This is a genomic window from Paraburkholderia sp. EB58 (genome assembly GCF_050436665.1).
Lineage (GTDB): Bacteria > Pseudomonadota > Gammaproteobacteria > Burkholderiales > Burkholderiaceae > Paraburkholderia.
In genome coordinates, this window is the sequence record NZ_JBNDMQ010000032.1 from 37318 (window position 1) to 56209 (window position 18892).

Annotated in this window: 21 protein-coding genes; 7 read left to right on the forward strand and 14 right to left on the reverse strand. The window is 59.4% G+C overall.

Annotated elements, in window-relative coordinates; all coding sequences use genetic code 11:
* The first annotated feature begins 116 nt into the window (after positions 1-116).
* Together P3T40_RS33790 and P3T40_RS33795 are read left to right on the forward strand one after the other, a co-directional pair.
* A complete protein-coding gene (locus tag P3T40_RS33790; protein ID WP_429272057.1) occupies positions 117-872 on the forward strand; it encodes an FCD domain-containing protein in 756 nt (251 codons plus the stop codon).
* A 72-nt stretch (positions 873-944) separates the two neighbouring features.
* Complete coding sequence (locus tag P3T40_RS33795; protein WP_429272058.1) at positions 945-2330, forward strand: MmgE/PrpD family protein; 1386 nt, start codon at positions 945-947, stop codon at positions 2328-2330.
* Between the two features lie 32 nt (positions 2331-2362).
* Here the strand turns inward: P3T40_RS33795 and P3T40_RS33800 are convergent, their stop codons facing one another.
* Entirely contained in the window at positions 2363-3088 is a 726-nt protein-coding gene (locus tag P3T40_RS33800; protein WP_429272059.1) for a GntR family transcriptional regulator, read from the reverse strand.
* A gap of 244 nt (positions 3089-3332) precedes the next feature.
* Here P3T40_RS33800 and P3T40_RS33805 point away from each other — a divergent pair, with 244 nt between their 5' ends.
* The 4 genes from P3T40_RS33805 (at position 3333) to P3T40_RS33820 (ending at position 6621) form a co-directional block, all read left to right on the forward strand.
* Positions 3333-3764, forward strand: a complete 432-nt coding sequence (locus P3T40_RS33805) for a VOC family protein (RefSeq protein WP_429272060.1) — start codon at positions 3333-3335, stop codon at positions 3762-3764.
* Positions 3765-3905: 141 nt separating this feature from the next.
* The gene (locus tag P3T40_RS33810; RefSeq protein ID WP_429272061.1) at positions 3906-5219 is read left to right on the forward strand and encodes an MFS transporter; all 1314 of its coding nucleotides are present in this window, start codon (positions 3906-3908) and stop codon (positions 5217-5219) included.
* Between the two features lie 215 nt (positions 5220-5434).
* Positions 5435-5974: a glycine zipper family protein gene (locus P3T40_RS33815; RefSeq protein ID WP_429272062.1), complete on the forward strand. Its 540-nt coding sequence runs from the start codon at positions 5435-5437 to the stop codon at positions 5972-5974.
* Between the two features lie 140 nt (positions 5975-6114).
* A complete protein-coding gene (locus P3T40_RS33820) occupies positions 6115-6621 on the forward strand; it encodes a universal stress protein (protein WP_429272063.1) in 507 nt (168 codons plus the stop codon).
* A 30-nt stretch (positions 6622-6651) separates the two neighbouring features.
* On the opposite strand, the gene P3T40_RS33825 is transcribed toward P3T40_RS33820, so the two are convergent.
* The 5 genes from P3T40_RS33825 to P3T40_RS33845 all read right to left on the reverse strand — a co-directional run bounded on the left by P3T40_RS33825 (position 6652) and on the right by P3T40_RS33845 (position 11596).
* Complete coding sequence (locus P3T40_RS33825; protein ID WP_429272064.1) at positions 6652-7539, reverse strand: LysR family transcriptional regulator; 888 nt, start codon at positions 7537-7539, stop codon at positions 6652-6654.
* 56 nt (positions 7540-7595) lie between these two features.
* Positions 7596-8339, reverse strand: coding sequence for a sulfite exporter TauE/SafE family protein (locus P3T40_RS33830; RefSeq protein ID WP_429272065.1), 744 nt, complete (start codon positions 8337-8339; stop codon positions 7596-7598).
* A gap of 288 nt (positions 8340-8627) precedes the next feature.
* A complete protein-coding gene (locus P3T40_RS33835; RefSeq protein WP_429272066.1) occupies positions 8628-9383 on the reverse strand; it encodes an aldolase in 756 nt (251 codons plus the stop codon).
* 46 nt (positions 9384-9429) lie between these two features.
* Positions 9430-10200, reverse strand: a complete 771-nt coding sequence (locus P3T40_RS33840; protein ID WP_429272067.1) for an SDR family oxidoreductase — start codon at positions 10198-10200, stop codon at positions 9430-9432.
* A 268-nt stretch (positions 10201-10468) separates the two neighbouring features.
* Positions 10469-11596 carry an FAD-dependent monooxygenase gene (locus tag P3T40_RS33845; protein ID WP_429272068.1) on the reverse strand — a complete coding sequence of 376 codons (1128 nt, stop codon included), beginning with the start codon at positions 11594-11596 and terminating at the stop codon, positions 10469-10471.
* Between the two features lie 97 nt (positions 11597-11693).
* Here P3T40_RS33845 and P3T40_RS33850 point away from each other — a divergent pair, with 97 nt between their 5' ends.
* Entirely contained in the window at positions 11694-12335 is a 642-nt protein-coding gene (locus P3T40_RS33850) for a TetR/AcrR family transcriptional regulator (RefSeq protein WP_429272069.1), read from the forward strand.
* Here the strand turns inward: P3T40_RS33850 and P3T40_RS33855 are convergent.
* The 8 genes from P3T40_RS33855 to P3T40_RS33890 all read right to left on the reverse strand — a co-directional run bounded on the left by P3T40_RS33855 (position 12332) and on the right by P3T40_RS33890 (position 18694).
* Positions 12332-12688, reverse strand: a complete 357-nt coding sequence (locus P3T40_RS33855) for a cupin domain-containing protein (RefSeq protein WP_429272070.1) — start codon at positions 12686-12688, stop codon at positions 12332-12334. The two genes, P3T40_RS33850 and P3T40_RS33855, sit on opposite strands and share 4 nt — an antisense overlap.
* Positions 12689-12708: 20 nt before the next feature.
* Complete coding sequence (locus P3T40_RS33860) at positions 12709-13548, reverse strand: substrate-binding periplasmic protein (protein WP_429272071.1); 840 nt, start codon at positions 13546-13548, stop codon at positions 12709-12711.
* Positions 13549-13609: 61 nt separating this feature from the next.
* Complete coding sequence (locus tag P3T40_RS33865; protein ID WP_429272072.1) at positions 13610-14272, reverse strand: amino acid ABC transporter permease; 663 nt, start codon at positions 14270-14272, stop codon at positions 13610-13612.
* Positions 14269-14910, reverse strand: coding sequence for an amino acid ABC transporter permease (locus P3T40_RS33870; RefSeq protein WP_429272073.1), 642 nt, complete (start codon positions 14908-14910; stop codon positions 14269-14271). Before P3T40_RS33870 ends, P3T40_RS33865 begins: the two co-directional genes overlap by 4 nt.
* On the reverse strand, positions 14911-15723 hold the full coding sequence (locus P3T40_RS33875; protein WP_429272074.1) for an amino acid ABC transporter ATP-binding protein: 813 nt from the start codon (positions 15721-15723) through the stop codon (positions 14911-14913).
* 27 nt (positions 15724-15750) lie between these two features.
* Complete coding sequence (locus P3T40_RS33880) at positions 15751-16281, reverse strand: MarR family winged helix-turn-helix transcriptional regulator (RefSeq protein WP_429272075.1); 531 nt, start codon at positions 16279-16281, stop codon at positions 15751-15753.
* 25 nt (positions 16282-16306) lie between these two features.
* Positions 16307-17086, reverse strand: coding sequence for an ornithine cyclodeaminase family protein (locus tag P3T40_RS33885; RefSeq protein ID WP_429272076.1), 780 nt, complete (start codon positions 17084-17086; stop codon positions 16307-16309).
* Between the two features lie 297 nt (positions 17087-17383).
* The gene (locus P3T40_RS33890) at positions 17384-18694 is read right to left on the reverse strand and encodes a M24 family metallopeptidase (RefSeq protein WP_429272077.1); all 1311 of its coding nucleotides are present in this window, start codon (positions 18692-18694) and stop codon (positions 17384-17386) included.
* Positions 18695-18892 lie beyond the last annotated feature (198 nt).

Sequence of the window (18892 nt, forward strand, 5' to 3'; positions counted from 1 at the left end):
AGTCAAATACAGGCAAATACCGGTTGCGCGATGAACTTCAGGATAGTATGTTGTCGACAATCCTCAAGACACAATCCACGCAGTAAACTGCCAGTTTTCCAGATACAGGCCCGTCCATGCCCCGTCCCACCACTTCGCTCGAGTTGCTTCGTTCCGTCACGCTGTCCGGTCTCGTGCAGGAGGAAATCCTCCGGCGCATCAAGACTGGCGAGCTTGAGGCCGGCATGAAACTCAATGAGATGGACCTCGCCGATCATCTGAAGATCAGCCGTAGCCCGGTGCGCGAGGCGTTTCGCGCCCTCGAGGAAGCCGGTCTCGTGCTGCTCGAAAAGAATCGCGGCGTCTACATTCGCGAGATTTCCGATGAGGAAACCGCCGAACTCTATGAAGTGCGCGCTGGACTCGACGAGATCGCCGGCCGGCGCCTCGCGACGAAAATCACCGACGCGCAGTTGCAGGAACTGCACGCGATGCTCGATCAGCTCGAAGCCAGTTCGATCCACGGCGAGCTGAACAATTACTTCACGCTGAACATCGCGTTCCACGACCGGTTGGTCGAACTGTCGGGCAACGCCACGATGCTCGGTCTGTACCGCCAAGTGGTTAACCGTATGCACCTGCTGCGCCGGCGCGGCTTTTCGATTGCCGGCAGCTCGCAGGCGTCGCACAACGAACACCGCATGATTCTCGACGCGCTCGCGCGCCGCGACCCCGATGCCGTCGCGCTGGCGATGCGTCAGCACGTGCAGGCGGGCTTCCAGCGCGCGATCAGCGCACACAACGCGGAAGACGCCGCGCCCGCAGCCGGCGCGGCCAGCGCCATTGCCGGCGAAGCGACGGCGCAATCCACCCTCGCCGACGATCCGCGCTAGGAGCCAGCACGCCTGGTACGCGCGACACGACGGCGCCCGCATTTCATTACCGACTCGGAGTGGTCACCCCGTATGAGCGTTGCAAAACCCGAAGGACACGGAATCATTGCCGAAAAACTCGGCGCCTGGATCGCCGATGCACACGCGTCGGCACTGCCCGCCCAGACGGTCGAAATTGCCCGTCTGCTGCTGCTCGATGTGACCGGTCTGTGCATCGCCGGACGTGGCGAAGACTACATCCGCGCGACGCTGCAGGCCACTGATGCGGGCGGCGCCTGCACGGCGCTCGGCCATGCGGGCAGTTTCAGCGCATTCGATGCGGCGCTGATCAACGGCACCGCCGCGCACGGTGAAGACTACGACGACACATTCGAGGGCGGTCCGGTGCATTCGGGCGCGGTAGTCGTGCCTGCGGTGCTCGCCGCATGCGAACGCGAAGGCCTCGGTGGCGAGGCATTACTGCGCGGCATCGCAGTTGGCACGGAGTTGATGTGCCGGCTGAGTCTCGTCGCGCCGCGCGCGATTCACACCGCCGGCTTCCATCCGACCGCGGTGATCGGCGCGCTCGCCGCAGCGGGCGGCGTCGCGGCCGCGCTGCACCTAAACGCGCAGCAGGCGACGTCGGCGCTCGGCATCGCGGGCAGTATGGCGGCCGGGATCATCGAGTACCTGGCCGAAGGCACCTCCACCAAGCGGATGCACGCCGGATGGGCCGCGCAGTCGGGCATTCGCGCGGCGCTGATGGCGCGCGGCGGCTTCGACGGTCCGCGCACCGTGCTCGAAGGCAAGCATGGCTTTTTCAAGGCGTTCGCACCGTCTCGTGCGCCCGATTTCTCGCCGGTGCTCGATACGCTCGGCACGTCGTGGATCATGGAGACGATCGCGTTCAAGCCCTACGCGTGCGGAACGATGACCCAACCGTATATCGATTGCGCCATCGCCCTCGCGGAGCGCGGCGTGCAGGCGGAACAGATTCGCGACATCGTGTGCGAGGTCGGCGATGGCACGGTGCATCGTCTGTGGGAAGAACTCGCCGTCAAGCATCGGCCGCCGACCGCTTACGCCGCCAAATTCAGTACACCGTACTGCATGGCTGTGGGTTTCTTCGATCGCAAAGCAGGCTTCAGCCAGTTCACCGAAGCACGTATCCACGATCCGGCGGTGTTGGCACTGGCGGGCAAGATCCGCTATGAGATCGATCCGGAGAACGAGTATCCGACCAATTTCACCGGCCATCTACGCGCGACGCTCAACGACGGCACGGTTCAGGAAGTGCGTCAGCCGCATATGCGCGGAGGCGCGCGCGAACCGCTGTCGCGTGACGAACTGGCGAACAAGTTCACCGACAACGCGCAGCACGGTGGCTGGAGCGCCGCGCTCGCCGAGAAGGCCCGCACATGGTGCGAGACCGTATTCGATGAGCCGGCGCTCGGCGCGATCGCGCAGTTCCGGCAATAGTAATAAACCGAGCGAAGCGTGCGACGCGCCGATCAATCCTGCAAGCCGAGCACGTTCCGGTACGAACAGCGGGTTGAATCGACGAAGCGCACGCGTAATTCGACCGGCTGGTCCTTGAACGTGTAGGCGGTGCGCTCGATGCGCAAGACCGGCGCGCCGACTTCGATATCGAGCGCGCGCGCCACCTCTTCGTCGGCGATCGCGCCACCCAGATCTTCCACCACGCGCACGACCGAAATGCCGTAGTGCTCCTGGTAAAAGCCGTAGATGGAACCACGCCGTGCGCTAAACATCTCGGCATCGAGATTCGGGAACACGTCGAGCGGAAACCACAAACGATCGAGCATGACAGGAACGTCGTCATGCAGCCGAAGATTGTCGGCGGTGGCAAGCCGCGCGCCCCGCTCGAGCTTGAGCATCGACGCCAGCGCCGGACTTGCGCGCTCCTTGCCGAAGCGCAGCAGGCGCGCGGTGACCTTCAACAACTCACCGTTGGTATCCACAAAGCTGAAGTATTGGTCGAACGCATGCTCGTCCGCGAACTTCGCGACGATCGTGCCCCGCCCTGCACGGCGGATCAGTAGGCGCTCGGCCACCAGTTCTTCGACAGCGCGGCGAATCGTGCCGATGCCGACGCCGAATTCTTCGGCCAGTTGCGGCTCGGTGGGGATCTTGTCGCCTGCAGTCCAATGGCCGGTACGAAGGCGCTCGAGAATTCCGGCGCGGACGATTTCATAGAGCGGTTGCTCTCCGGGCATACGAAGTCCTGGCATTCTGGTCAGTGTCGGATTGAATTCCGGAAGGATACAGGATCGACACGCGCCTACGTTACTGCCAGGCGACATGACAAATTTGCGTGGCGCAGATCGATACGGTCAGTGCCAACCCTAACCTATCCATTCAATCGAATCATTCGAATGATTCGATTGACGACAACTGCACGTCGTCCTAGACTGATCTCCATTGCGCAACCTGGCGCGCTTACATCAGAGGAGAGAACGCATGCCGAATTTCATCAAGCACATTGCATTCAAGGTTGAAGACGTCGAAAAGGAACGCGCGTTCTACGAGAACGTGTTCGGCTACAAACACGTGAACACGGTGCGTCGCAAGGGCAAGAATGGCGATCACATTTCGCATCACCTGACCGACGGTTATATGGACCTGACGCTGATTCACTATGAGTCGTCGGACTCCGACGAAGCCGATTTCGCCGGCCCGGCGCCGTGTATTCATCACATCGGCATGGAAGTGGAAGACCTCGACGCGTTCATCGCGCAGATCAAGGCGAACGGCGGCGAAATCCTGACGGCGCCCGGTCATCTGCCGGTCAAATTCCGTTCGCCGAATGGGCCGGTTGCCGAAGTCGTACCGATGCAGCGCTGGGAAAAGAAGACGCTCGCCGCCGGCGTACACGGCGAAGTGCTCGAGTAAGACGCTTCAGCTCGCACCGTACCCATTCATAGCGAGCTGTTCGACGTACGGCGACGCCGGAGCGGTCTCCAAGACGCCCGCGCCGCCGCGACACAAAACGTAACGGCACATGCTGTTACGTGGTCGCAAGGAGGAGACACGATGGAGCCGATTCGCCGGCGGAGCCGTTTTTCCGCGACGACAGGCGTACTGATTGTCCTGTGCATCATATCGTTCCTGATGTACGTGGACCGTACGAACATTTCCACTGCGGCGCTAGCGATCCGTCGCGATCTGCATCTGAGCAACTCGCAGCTTGGCATCGTGTTTTCCGCCTTCGCGATGACGTACGCGCTCGCGATGATTCCGGGCGGCTTTATCGGCGATCGTCTCGGCGCCCGCAAGATGCTCGCCGTATGCGGCGCGCTGTGGGGTCTCGGAACGCTCATGACCGGCCTCGCAGGCGGTCTTGGGACGCTCCTGCTGGCGCGCTTCGTCGTCGGGCTGGGTGAAAGTCCAATCGTGCCGGCATCGGCGCGCGCTCTGACCGCATGGATGGAACCCGAGCGACGCGGCTTCTCACAAGGCATCACGCACGCGTGCGCCCGGCTTGGCAATGCGTCGACGCCGATTCTCGTCGCCGGTCTGATCACCGCGTTTTCGTGGCACATCGCGTTTATTGTGCTCGGTGCGGCGAGTCTCGCGTGGGTCATCCTGTGGGTCTGGTATTACCGCGACAACCCCGCCGATCATCCGGGCATTACCCCTGAAGACATTGCTCGCCCGCCCGTAAAGATCGGCAAGGCGCGCGTACCGATGCGCTGGCGGCCGCTTATACGCGCGCTCTGGCCGGCTACTGTCGTGAGTTTCTGCCATGGCTGGATTTTGTGGTTCTTTCTGAACTGGATGCCGTCGTTCTTCGCGCAGGCCTATCACCTGAATATCCGGCATTCGGCCATCTTCAGTTCCGGGATTTTCTTAAGCGGCGTTGTCGGCACGACGCTTGGCGGCTCGCTCAGCGATCTGATGTTGAAGAAGACCGGCAATATCCGTCGCTCGCGTCAAACGCTGATTACGATCGGCTTTCTCGGCCCAATCGTGTTCTTCGTGCCGATGTTCATGCATACGTCGCCGACGCTCGCCGCGTTCTCGCTGGCTGCTGCGCTGTTTTTATCCGAACTGGTGACCGCGCCGCTGTGGGCGGTCGCAATGGACCTCGCGCCCAATCACGCGGCGACGTCAAGCAGCATCATGAATACGGGGCTTGGCGTTGCCGCATCGGTTTCGCCGCCGCTCGTCGGTTGGCTGGTCGATACGACGCATTCATGGCAGCCCGTGTTTGCGCTTTCGATGTTCTTTCTCGTGCTCGGACCTATTGCGGCGCACTGGATTCGCCCCGACCACCCGTATCTCGGCGAGCCGGAAGCGAAGTCGGAAGACGCGGGCGGGTTCGCGACGGCGGTTGATGCTTATTGAGCGCGCGCTTAACGCAGCATTCGGAATGCCGCGCTGACGCTTAACAAGCCACTGATTGCATGTCCGGCCCGCACAAGCAGGCGGCGAAACGATGTTCTCCCGGTACGTCACGGCATCTTCTTTGCCGCGTCCAACAGAATCAAAACTAATTCTGGGCTCATTCAGCGTCGTTACGATGGCTTCCATCGAAACACGAACCATGAACCGAGAACATCATGAACCTCTCAAGAATCACACGCGTCACCGTACCCATGGCGGTAGTCGCGCTCGCGTTGACTGGCTGCGCTGTCATGCCACCCACCGGCCCGAACGTGGTGGCGCTGCCGCCGAAGGGCATGCCGCTCGCCCAGTTCCAGCAGGACGATTACGCATGCCGTGATTATGCGTTCCGCTCGGATAATGGCGGCCAGGCCTCGCAAAACGCGCTGCAATCCGGCGTCGGCAGCTCCGCGATCGGCACGCTAGGCGGCGCCGCCGCAGGCGCGCTACTCGGCGCCGCGGCAGGTAACGCCGGGATTGGCGCTGCGATTGGCGCCGGCACGGGCCTGCTGTTCGGCAGTGCAGTTGGCGCAAACCGGGCACAGGACTCGTCCGCCGGCCTGCAGGCGCGCTACGACGCCGCCTACGCGCAATGTATGACCTCCAAGGGCAACACCATTTCGCAGCTACCGACGGTTTATACGACTACCCCGGTCTATGCCGCACCGCCCGTCGTCTACGCGCCGCCCCCGGTCGTCTACGGTTACCCGTACTAAGGCGCGGCGACGCCTGTCTCTTGAAGAGCACGCCGCACTAATTTTTCTCTAACTCTGCCGCGCGACGATACGGTCATGGATCACGAACAGCGGAAGCCAGCTGTCGTGTCTCACGGCTCCACTATTGGAAGGTGTTCAAAATGATTACGAAGATTCTCGTTGCCGTCAGCGCGAACTCGACCGACACCGTATTGGCGTCAGCCGTTGAAATCGCCCGAAAGAACGACGCTCGCATTGTTGCCCTGCACGTGGTTGATCCCACGCCCTGCTTCCTTGGACCGTACGACTCCGACTTCGGTCTGATCGTCGAGGCCATGGAGGAACATGGACGCAAAAGGGTCATGCGCATGAAGAGTGTGCTCAATGAGCATGCGCATCCTGCCGAAACTCGCATGGTTACGTTGCCGATGTCGGGTTTGACGATCGGTTGCGCAATTGCCGGTGTCGCCAAGGAATCGGGTGCTGACCTCATTATTCTAGGCGACCGGCAATCCGGCTTCTGGCGCTGTGTCAGGGAAGACGTTGCCGCCGCGGTACGGGTCCACAGCGGCACGCCGATTCAGATCATCCGCGGCAAAACCGCGGGCAGCGTAGCTCGTAACGCGAGCGCCCGCTGGACCGATGCAACGGTAACCTGGTCCCGATAGCGAAAGCAATGCGCGCAGCGTTACAAGGCCCTATGCCTTCGGTGCACTTGCGCGAGCAATCTCGAGAATCAGCGAGGTCATCGCCGAAGGTGGCCTGCCGCGGCGGGTAATGGCGACGATGCGCCGCCGCATCACCGGCTGCTCTATCGGAATGCGTTTGAGCTGGTATTCATGCAGTAGCTTTTCAGGAATCAGGCTGGGCAGGACACACTGCCCGTTGGTTACCGAAACCAGCTTGAGCATGGCGTCCACGGTTTCAACCTCGGCCGCGACAGTGGCATTGAAGGCCCGGCTGTGCAGCATACGGCGCAGCGCATAGCTCGCAGGAAATACCACCAACGGCGGCGTCTCTTCGTTTAGCGAAACAGCATCGAGCGCCGCAAACCGTGAGTTCTCGTGGACAACTAAACACATCCCCTCCTCAAACAGCGGAGTGATTTCCAGTTCATCGGACGCCACTGCCGAGTCGTAAACGAAGCCGATTTCCGCGCGACCAGCCTCGACCAGCTCGACAACGCCCGGCGAACTGCGTCCGAGCAGCGCGACGTTCGCGTTCGGCCGTTGGGCCATGAATCGGGCCACGACTTCGGCCATGAAGTAGTAGCTCAGCGTATGAATAGTGGCGACGTTGATGCTACCCGCGGTGACGCCGTGCTGATCGCGCAGCTGCACCAACGTGTTGTCGATCAGCTGGTAGGCGGAGCTGGCTGCCTCCAGCAATTTCCGTCCGGCTTCGGTCGGCTCCACGCCACGCCCGTGCCGTACGAAGAGCGGCTGGCCGATGTGGCTCTCCAGACTGGAAAGCTGTCGACTAAGGCCCGATTGCGTGAGCGATAGCGCCTCCGCCGCGGCGGACAGCGACTTGTAGTTCGCAATCTCGACGAACAGCCGCAATTGATGATCGACGTTGGCTTTCATCCGGTCTCCATGGCGTTGCGCGCGGCGTGTTGTGTCGCGCAGTGTACCGCTTCGAGTCACACTGGGCGCACGAACAGCCCAATCGTGAGGGCTACGCCAATACAAACCACGACGACCCGCAACGCCCGCTCGTTAATACGTTGCAGAGCCCATGAACCCGCCACACCACCCAACGTGGCGCCACAGCCCATCGTGATTGCGGCGATCCAATGCAATTGCGGCGACATCACGAAGATCACCACGGCGGACGCATTCATCACGCCTGCGAGCGCATTCTTGATCGCTGCCGCATTGCGCGTAGGAACGCCTGCCATCGAAAGCGCCGCCATCATCAAAAATCCGATGCCGCCGCCAAAATAGCCGCCGTAGATTGCAATCAGAAACTGTGCGACTGATGTTCGTAGAGGCCCGAGATGGACACTCGCTTCACTGCTCTTTCTGTAGAAACTGCCCCACGCAAACATCACGGTCGCGAACAGCACGAGCCAGGGCACCAGATGCTCGAACACCTTCGAGGGTGTGCTCAACAACAGCAGTCCACCCAGCGCACCGCCCCCAAGACTGATCACAAAGAGGGCCCAGAACGGCAGCTTGCCCGCGCCAGTGACCAGTTTCGCCGCGGCGATGCCCGATGCCGATTGGCCGGGAAACAGCGCGACCGTCGATGTGATGTTGGCTGCGAGAGGCGTCATGCCGGACAGGATCAGCGTGGGCAGCGTGACGAACGATCCGCCGCCGGCCAGCGCGTTCTGTGCACCGGCCCAGATGCCGGCGACCAGGATCAGTAGATAAAGAGCCATTGGGAGACCTCAGCTTTTCGATTGTTGTGTGGGCCACCCGGATCGTCGTCCTACACCTACCAAGGCGCACTGTTCTGGGGCAGGATCGCCCGGTATTCCTTGACGAACCGATTGCAGCAAGCTCCTGTACGCGGCACTTTACGCGATTCCAGCAATAAGCGTGGCAAACCGGACATGGGCGAGCCATCCCGCGCAATCTGATGAGTGGCGAGACATCGACGCGTAATAAGCCTGGCGCGCTCGCCGCTTCCAAGCTACCGCGCGCGCCTTATTTCCACTTCTGCTCGCTTACATGCGGTCTGCCTGGCGACACCAGTAATCAAAGGTGCCTTTCACGATCGATTGCTTCAACAGATAGTCATGTGCCTCCGCTGCCAGTTCGTCCGAGACCGGCGTAATTGGACCAAACGCGCGCGCACGCACCTGCATGCGAGCCGCCCGCTCGAGGTACACGGCAAGATAGGTTGCCTCTTCAACGTACGCCCCGGTCGTCAGCTGGCCATGATGCGCAAGCAGAATGCAGCGTTTGTCGCCGAGTGCCTTCGAAATGATCACCCCTTCCTGGTCGGTGATCGGCACGCCAGGCCAATCCGCCAGAAACGCGCAGTCGTTATGCAACGGCGTCATGTCCATCTGCCCGATTACCAGCGGTTGACGGGCTGCGACCAGCGCAGATACGTATGGGGAATGCGTGTGAATAATCGCGTTCGTCTGTGGGCGCGCTTCGTATACCCACAGATGAAAACGCGTCGCGGGATTGGCCATCCCCTTGCCGGTAATCGTGTTCAGGTCGGCATCAACCTCGATGAAATCGTCTGGCGTCGCTTCGTCGAAGCCCAAACCGAAACGCAAGGTCCAATAACACCTCGGTTTTTCCGAACGGGCCGTAATCTGGCCGGCCAGTCCAGCTTCCTGACCGGTCATCGCGAGGATCCGGCAGGCGTATGCCAGCTTCTCCTGAACCGTCCGCTCCTTTGGCTTCAGGTTCTCCTTCATCTCCTGTGTCGCGCGCTCGTCGAAATATTCCTTTGCTCGCAATTGCATGACTGCCTCCATTCCCAGAACTCGTTGACGCGCCAGATTGCGAAGATCAAACGCCCTTGATTTCGCCACCATCCATCCGCAGCGCCGAGCCCACAATCCAGCGGCCTGCTGGCGACAACACGAACGCCATCAACTCCGCGATATCCTCGGGGTTGCCATATCGCGTGATACCGGCCTCGGCCGGAAACTTCTCGAGCGCTTCCTCCACCGTCATCCCGTGCGCTGGCGCGTACTTCTCCATATACGTCCGGCGACGATTCGTCATCACCGGGCCGGGAAGCACGCTGTTGACCTGTACGCCATCCTTGACGCCACGATCTGCGAAGGCCTTGGCCATCGCGACGATGGCCGCATTGACAGTTGCAACCGCTGCGAATGGCGACTTCGGCGCCTGGGCGGAATTACCCGATGTGAAAATCACCGAACCTTCCGACTTCCTGAGCGACTCCCACGCGTGAATCGCAAGCCGACGCGCGCCATGCAATTTCAGCGCGAAGCCGTCATCCCACTGCTCGTCCGTCATGTCGAGCACATCGACCTGAGGAACGGCGCCGGCGATATTTACCACGGCATCGATACGCCCAAACTTCTCCAGCGTCTTGTCGACTGCCTCCTTCGCGGCAGCCGGTGTGCGCAGGTCCGCACCCAGGGACAGTGGTTCGGCACCGGCCGAGCGCACTGCCTCCGCCGTCTGCTCCAGCAGGTCCGTGCTTCGGGCCACCAGCACCACTCCGCCAAAGTCCTTTGCAAGGCGAATTGCCGTCGCCCGTCCGATTCCACGGCTTGCCCCAGTTACGATCGCGATACGATTGCTCATGTCGAATTCCTCCAGATAGTTGAACGAGTCCCACAACGGACTGCGTCGAGCCGATCGACTGGATCGCTTTGATCCCGACGGTTGAAATCAGTATCGGAGAAGGAGGTATGAGTAGCCATGCACCTTCATGTATAGCTGCTATGACTCACTCCTGCTTTCGGAGTGCTTTCAAAATTAGTCGCGCACCATCATGAGCAAATGCGAAGACATCATCGAGGCCAAGCGGCGACGTTGCCGAGAACGCTCCTGACCTGGCGGACTTCCAGGGTTATTCCACCTCTTTCAACAAATCGCTCAGGTCAATACCGTTCTTGGCCGCGGTCATCAAATCGTCTGGAGTCGGGCCCTCACGAGTGAGGTCGACGAGTGCCTGATTGAGATCCACATAGGGCCGCATCCGATATTCGTATGCGGCAAACGCTTGCGCCGGATGATCCCAGTTTCGCAGTTCACGAACGAGCACCAGAGCACCTACTAGCGCGAGGCTAGTGCCTTGACCCGAGAAAGGAGATGCGCAGTGCGCTGCATCGCCGGCGAGCACGACCCGGCCTTTCGACCACGACGGCATGCGGATTTGTGCAAGCTCGTTGTAGTAAAACTGATCGGTCGTGTTCATTGCTTCGATGAACTGAGGAAATGTGCCCTTCAGATGAGCGCACTGCGCAGCCACGATTCGCTTTTGTGTTTCCGTATCGCTTCGGGAAACAGCCGATTCGGGCTCCGCGAAACCGACTCCGATCCGTAATTCGCTCTTGTCGTGGCTCGGGTAGATCACGTAACCCACGCCGTCATTGCGATGTCCGAGTTGCCAATCCGTCAGATCGATCAGGTTGGGCGTCGAAAAAAGAGCGAGAACCACGCCTAACGGACAAACAAACGAGGATTCATCGTCGAAGCACTTCTTGCGAACGTTCGAGTAAATTCCGTCAGCGCCAATCAACAGATCGAATTTCGTGTTCAGACCCGTTGCGAATGTCACGGCCACGCCGTCACCCTGATCCTCGATTGCGGCGATGCTGTTGTCGTAGATGATTTCGACACGGTCGCTCATTGCGCCCATCAGAAGCTCGCAAAGATCATCGCGGAAGATTTCGATGTCTTCGCTGTCGAGCCGGCCCGCGCTGAATGTGCGTTCTTCGGTACGTTCCACCTCGTTGCCGTCGGCATCGAGCGTCGACATGCCCTTGAGCCGCGTGCGTAACCCCCGGGCATCGTCGAGCAATCCCATCGCGTTGACGACATCGAGCGCCACACCCCGGATATCAACGGCTTGCCCGCCTCGGCGAAATGCCGGGGAGCGCTCCACTAGCGTCGTAGTAAATCCCGCCCGATCCAGCCAGTAAGCCACGGCCAGACCGGCGACGCCTGCACCGGAGATCAATACGTTTCCATTCATCACGAACCCCATCGTTATTTTCAATGCTGGAATAATATGAGCTACGCTCATGTTTTAAAACTCGCGCTCTGCCGACTCGACAACCGCAAGAAAGTATATGAAAAATCAGATACTTAATCGTAGAAATCCCCGCCAGGCGCGGTCTCTTCATAAGGTCGAACTCATATTGGAAGCGGCCATGCAGCTGCTCGAGACCGGCGAAATCGACACGCTCACGACAAATGCCGTGGCGGCGAAAGCGGGCGTGAGTATCGGCACGCTTTACCAATACTTCGGCAGCAAACACGCATTGCTGGACGCGTTGGTGACGCGCGAACTCGGCGCCATGACGGACAAGATCGTCAGTTCGATGAGGCGTGCGACGCCCACGTCGGCCGGAAGCCAGGCCGGAAGTCAGATTCGCGAGATCGTACGTGCGGTGACCGCCTCGTATGGCGGGCGAAATCGCGTTCATCGACTGTTGATGGAATATTCGTCGACGAGCGCGCAAGGCGGACGGCTCGCACCGTTTTATGCGCAGTTGCTTGAAATCTCTGCGGCCGGCGGGTTGGCAATCCCTGGCGGGGACACTCGCAAACTCACCTCAGCCGAGGCGTTTGTGCTGACTTATGCTGTGACGGGAGTGCTGCGTATGCTGGCGGCAAGCGCTGACGCGCCTCCGTTGCAAGAGGTGGAAGATGCGCTCGTGCAACTGGTGGCTGGATTTATGGCGCGCAGGGCCGAGAACCTAAGCGGTTAATAATTCTTCGGCAACCGATAGACAAGGAGGATCACGCACCCCGACTCCGACGTCGCGGTATGCGGAGCGCCGGCCGCTCTGATGCAGTACTGGCCCTTCGCATAACGCCGCGTCTGGTCAGCAAATTCCCCCTCGAGAACGTAGATCTCTTCAAGCAACTCGTGCGAGTGAACGTCCGCAAACGCACCGGGTGCAACCTTCATAAGAACCGTCGATTCGCCAGTCAAGCGATTCTCGAAGAGTGTGATGGTATCGAAGCCCGGCGCATCCGAGACCTGCCACGGCAATTTGCCTGGATCAACGAACGACGATCCAACTGCATTCTCATCAAACGGCACTTGATCCTGGCTCATGGGCGTTTGTCCGTTCAATTTCATTGAACCAACCGCGGTGCTCCGACGTTTGTGGCGTTCGGATCAAGTCCGTGTTCTTTCAGGATCCGCGAGAGGTCGCCGGACTTGTGAAGTGCCTCGATATCGGCCGAGAGAGCGTCTCCGAGTGCCTGATTCGATTTCGTGAACGGAAATGCAGTTTGCCCTGGCTGAATCGATGCGGGAACGCGTTGATCAGGCTTGACCACGCCAATCTTCATCGATTTATAGCCACCCTTCTTTTGATCATAGACGGCAACCGCATAGCTGTCCGTACCAACGTCGATACGTCCTGCCGCCAGATCTTGCGCCATTGCCACAGGATTGGGGTAAATGGTCAGGTTGCTCCCCAAGACCTTCTGCATGTCCCCCGTCCACAGATAACCTGCCACAGCGCCAACGCGTTTTCCTTGCATACCCGCTATCGTGTCGACTCCCTGACTCGAAATGACGCCCATCTGATCCAGATACATCGGAGCACTAAGTCCCAGCACCTTGGCGCGATCAGCGGTGCGATACCAGTCACCCATCCCAATGTCGGCTTTCCCGGACACCACCGACTGGATAACCGCGGCCGCATCCACATTCGCGAAGGAGAGCGTCAGGCACTCCTTTGCCGCAATGAGCTTGAGGATGTCACCATCAACGCCGTTGACCTCGGTCGGCCCCACCGGAATGGAGTAAGGCGGGAAGTCCCAGGTTGCAACGGAAAGCGTACCCGGTTGGATGGTAGAAAACTTGTGTGCCGGAGTACAGCTTCCTGCCGCTTGCGCAACAGTAGCAAAACCAGCCAGAGACGCGGTGGCGCAAAACACGGCAAGACGTTTCAACGGCAGTTTCATGGTCAATCCTCGCGTGGCAGATACGATGGTAAGCGCTTTAGAGGGTGAAAATATCGACGCACTATCGTGCCGCGTGCCGTCCCAGTCTGCGCTCCAGCGCAGACACCGCGAACGTCGATGGAACACAGATAACGGCAAACAGCAAACCGGCCAGAATCAGCACGGGCATGTACTCAAACGTCGCGGACCCGATATTCGACGCTCTGCTGACCAGTTCCGGGAGCGCGATCGTGAAGCACAACGAAGTGGCCTGAAGCATCAGGATCGAGAATCCGAGTAGCGATGGGAGGGCGACGCGCATACCTTGAGGAATGGTCACGAAGCGCAATGCGTCTGTCGCGTTGAGGCCGATTGCGAGCGCAGCCTCTTTCTGCCCAAACGGAACGGCGTCGAATCCAGCACGAATCATCTCGCTCGTATAGGCCCCAGTGCAGCATGCGAGGGCAACGCAGGCGGACGCGAATGAAGTGAGTGTCAAACCCGCGGACGGCAGGCCGAAATAGCAAAACTGCAGCAGGATCAGCGCCGGCGCGCCCCGGCCCACTTCGACGAAAACCAACGCGAGGGTGCGAATCGGGCGCGATGGCGTGGAGACCATCAGTGCGAGCGCCAACCCCAGCGGGATACCAACGGCGAGGCTGATCCCCGTCACTTCCAGCGAAAGTCGATAACCGTCGAGCAGGTCAGGTAGCCAACCTTTCCATTGTTCAAGCAGATTATTCATCGTGACACCCGTGAACGAAGGTGAACATCAGCCCAGCGCGACAGCCATGCGACCGGAAGACTCAGCGCGATATACAGCAACGCCGCGGAGCCATAGACACTCAATCCCCGGAAGGTCGCCTGGGAAACGTGATAGGCCTGAAATGCCAGTTCGCCGACACCTATCGTTGAGGCAACCGCGGAATCTTTCAAAAGCCCGATGAGATACGTCGCACCGGTGGGCAACGCGATACGGATCAGCTGCGGAAATACGACATCGCGAAACTGCTGGAAACGCGTCAGGTTGAGCACTTTTGCGGCTTCGTACTGCCCTGGATGGATCGCAGTCAGCGCTCCACGATATATCTCGGACATATTGGCGGCCGTCACCACGCCGAGGCCAATGGCCGCAGCCACGAATGGGCTCATCGAGAACAGGTCATTGCCGATTCCGAAGAACACAAAGAACAGCCAGACGATTGGCGGAATCGATCGACAGACCACCACGATCCCGGTCGCCACGCCGCGAAGAAGGAAGTTTTGCGAAAGCCTCATTCCACAAAGCGGCAAGCCGAGAATCGATCCGAGAATGAAGCTCGACAGGGTGAGCGCAACCGTCCACGGCACGCCCTTCAGGAGGGCTGAAAGATCGATAATCATCTACCTGTCCCTCACTGCACTAAGGAACTTGGCGGCCCGTTCCGTCTTGGGACGCCGCATGACCTCTTCGCTGTCACCCTGTTCCAGGACCCGGCCATCGGCCATGATGATGACCCTGTCGGATACGCTTTCGGCAAAGTGCATCTCGTGAGTCACGACGATCATTGTCATCCCCGACGTTGCCAGTTCTTTCATCACGGACAGCACCTCCAGTCCGAGTTCCGGATCGAGCGCCGATGTCGGTTCGTCGAAGAGCATGATCTCCGGTTCCAGCGCCAGTGCGCGAGCAATGGCAATGCGCTGCTGCTGGCCTCCTGAACATCGAACTGGAAATTGCGACGCTTTATCCGCCAAGCCAACCCTCGCCAGCAGTTCGAGAGACCGTTCCTCTGCCTCCTTGCGGCTGCGGCCCATGGTTCGCTCCTGGGCGAGACTGACATTGCGTAGAACGCTCAAATGCGGAAACAGGTTGAAGGACTGAAACACCATCCCGATCCGTCGGCGCAAAGTCACAAGTTCCCGACGCGACGGCGCATGACCGGCTTTAATCGTCACGTCGTCGATCGTTACGCTACCTTCGGTGGGCGGTTCCAGGTGATTGATACATCGCAGCAGTGTGCTCTTCCCCGACCCACTCGGCCCGATGATGGCGATAACCTCACCGGCTCGCATCTGGAAACTGACGTCTTCAAGCACTCTGTGCGCCCCAAATACCTTACCGACGCGGTCCACACTCAGAATTGGCGCGCCTGATCTGGATGCGTGCTCCATGGCTGGTCCGGACTCAAGAAAGGGGGATGCGATGCTATTCATGAGATGCTCTCCGTCAACCTCTTGTCGTCACCACTCGTGTCTGACACTCATCAACTTGTCGAGGATTCTGTCCAGCACGCCTCTTTCCTCGTCGCTCAGAACCTTTAGCATCAGCGTCTGGCGATCAACCGCGACGGGTAACACCCGCTCGTAAAGGCGTCGCCCGTTGTCGTTGAGAATGAGCAGACTCTCGCGACGATCGCTAGTGTTGGTCTTCCTTTTGATCATCTTGCGTGTAACAAGACTGTTCACCGCCCGGCTGATACTGTTCTTCGGGCGTCCGGTCACGTCGCAGACATTCTTTGCAACCATCGATCCGCCATAGGACGCGAGGCAACTGAGTACGTTGAACTCATCCCGCCCAACGTCAAACTCTTGCGCGAGCGCTGCGAAAATGGGTTCGCAGTAGCAGTTCGCCCAAAAGGTCAGACGCCACATATCATTGAGTGGCCCTTTCGTCACCACCTTGTCGAACACATCGTCAGCGACCGGCCGGGAGTCTCCGTCTCGTCCCGCAGTCCTTTCCAACAAGCCTGCGGTCCTTGAATTTAATTCCATGGCGTGTTCCTTACTTACTCAGCTTTTAGGCCACTGCTCCGGCATCCGACCCCTGACGCGAAAAGATCCATTCTGCAAACATCAGATCGAGATGGCCGCCTCCGCCGTTCTTGAACAGCGTTATTTCATCGTCGCTCTGGCGTCCTTCAACCGTCTTTGCGCAAAGATCAAACAGATCTCCGCGGATATGCGAAGCTTTGATCACCCCTGTCCCCAGGGGTTGCACGATGTCGCCACAGTGCTCCATCACAAGCGCCCGGTGATCGACGTAAACGTGCGCGTTGAGCACAGCAGCGTCGTCGGCCTCGCGCATTTGCGGCGTAAATCCCCCCACCAGATCCACATGTGTGCCGGGAGTCAACCACTCGCCCTTGAGTACGGGTTCCGTTGCGCCAGTTGCGCATACGATGATGTCTGCTTCGCGTGCACTTCGCTCGAGATCTTCGGAAACCCGAACCTTAGCGGACAGTTCTAGCCGGTTGACAAGTCGTGTCGCACGACCCGTATCCCGGTTCCAGACATCGACGCGTCCAAGCGACGGAAATTCTGCGCACATGACTTCCAGATGAACCGGAGCTTGTGCACCTGCTCCGATCATCAACAATCGTTTTGGCTCGCTCGGGGCAAGAAATCGCGCTGCAAGCGCCGAGTCCGCAGCCGTTTTGAACCGCGTGAAGCTGTTGCCGACGATAAAGCATTTGATACTCGCGTCGACTGCATCGCACAGGAGAATGACTGAATGAATCGTATCCGTCTTGCTTCCTGCCAGATCCTTGTTGTCAGGCGAGACTGTCACGAACTTCATACCCAACCCGCCGTCCATTCGAGAACCCACCCATACCAGAATCTCTGCGTCAGGCCTTGCTTCTCGAGCTATCCGCGAATGGAGCCGTGCCGCGGGGACGTGTGTCCGGAGGTGTCCCCGGGCGAGCGCGTCGACCATCTGCTGAGGCGGTATGTTGCCTAGCACTGCGTCGGAATCGATCAATAACGGGAGTTTGCTCGCATGCATCGCATTGAAACCTGTTCAGACAAAACCGCGGTCTACGGTGGGGCACGGACATCCATCACATGATCTGCAAGGCTGTTTCGCACTCCAAACTCAAACATAGGGATCGTTCAGAAGCGGGCAATTCGAAAGAGGGATCGCACCCGTCGAGGTGATCAGAACCTGCTCTTCGAGTTTCACGCCCTCTTTCCCACCCTCTTCCCCGATAAAACTCTCGACAGATACGATCATGTTTTCCTGCAGCACGCCGTCGTATCCCCACGCGTCAAAGTCCACTGCGTAGGCTATGCTCGGATATTCGTCCACCAGTCCCACGCCGTGCAGCATCATCATGTAGCGGTTGTGCACATATCGGTCAGGCACCGGCCAGCAATGCTCGGCAAATTCCCGGAAAGTCATTCCAGCCTTCAGCAGACTGACGTTATGCGCTATCTGGTCCGCCGCAAAGCCGAGCAGATCACGCTGATTCCCGGAAACACTTGTCCCAGGACAGACGAAACTGCGTGATATGTCGGAGAGAGATCCACCTGGTCCAACCATATCCGTATCGAATGCAACCATGTCGCCCGCTTCGATTACGCGATTCGTTGCGTCCTGAAACCAAGGGTTGGTGCGGTGGCCAGAACTGAGAAGCCGGGACTCCGCCCACTCGCCTCCGTGCGAGATGTTGGTAGCGTGAAATACGCTCCACAGCTGATTTTCGGTTATCCCTGGACTGAGCGCTTCGCGCATTCTTGCGATACCCAGGTCGCAGACATTCATTGATATCCGATGCTGTTCGATCTCTTCCGGTCCCTTGATAACCCGTGCCTGTTCGGTCAAAGGCTGTGCATCGAAAAGTTGTATGCCATTGCGGGTGAGTCGCTCGGCTCCCCATGGATCGCAACGATCGACGGCAAGGCGGCGATTTCCTGAACCGTAGGTATGGACGAGATCGGCGATTTCTTTCGCCCACAGGTCCGCTTTTTCTCCGACCCGCGGACCTGCAAGGAAATATATCCACGGCGTTGCCGGACGAATTTCATCTATCGATTCGATCCCTTCGCTGTTGTGCCGGCTGCTGGTGAAGTCGAACAGGATCACCGGTCCGTCGGTCGCGACAAACACATAGCGGCTTGGAGAATGCATCACCCACAGGCCAAGGTTGTTGGTATCTGTGGCGTAACGGATGTTCAGGGGATCGGCCAGAAGCATGCCGACGTAGTCGTGAGCGCGGAGTTGCTCGCGCAGGCGCGCTAACCGGTACGCCCTCATTGTCTTCCGGTCTATAGCCTCGAATGCCCGAATCAACGAACCATCAATCGCCCCGGCCCGATAGCCGAGAACAGCGTCATCGGTTCTGTAGGCTGGCTGCGATCCTGCCCCCCGGAGGTGGAGGTCGGTGATCCTGTCGGCGATGCTCATTCGGTGTCCTTATCGTCATGCGATTATGGAGAACTGCGAACGTGCGAAAGCGGGAATCCAAGGTGAAATCAGATTAGTACCATCTGGAACCAACTGTCAACGCGTCAAAAATGGTGTTTACCCGCGTCCCCCAGGTCGTGCTCGCACAGCCGAGCGCCTCTCTCGGGGAGAGAGCCTTTGGCGTCAAGCACAGAGTGG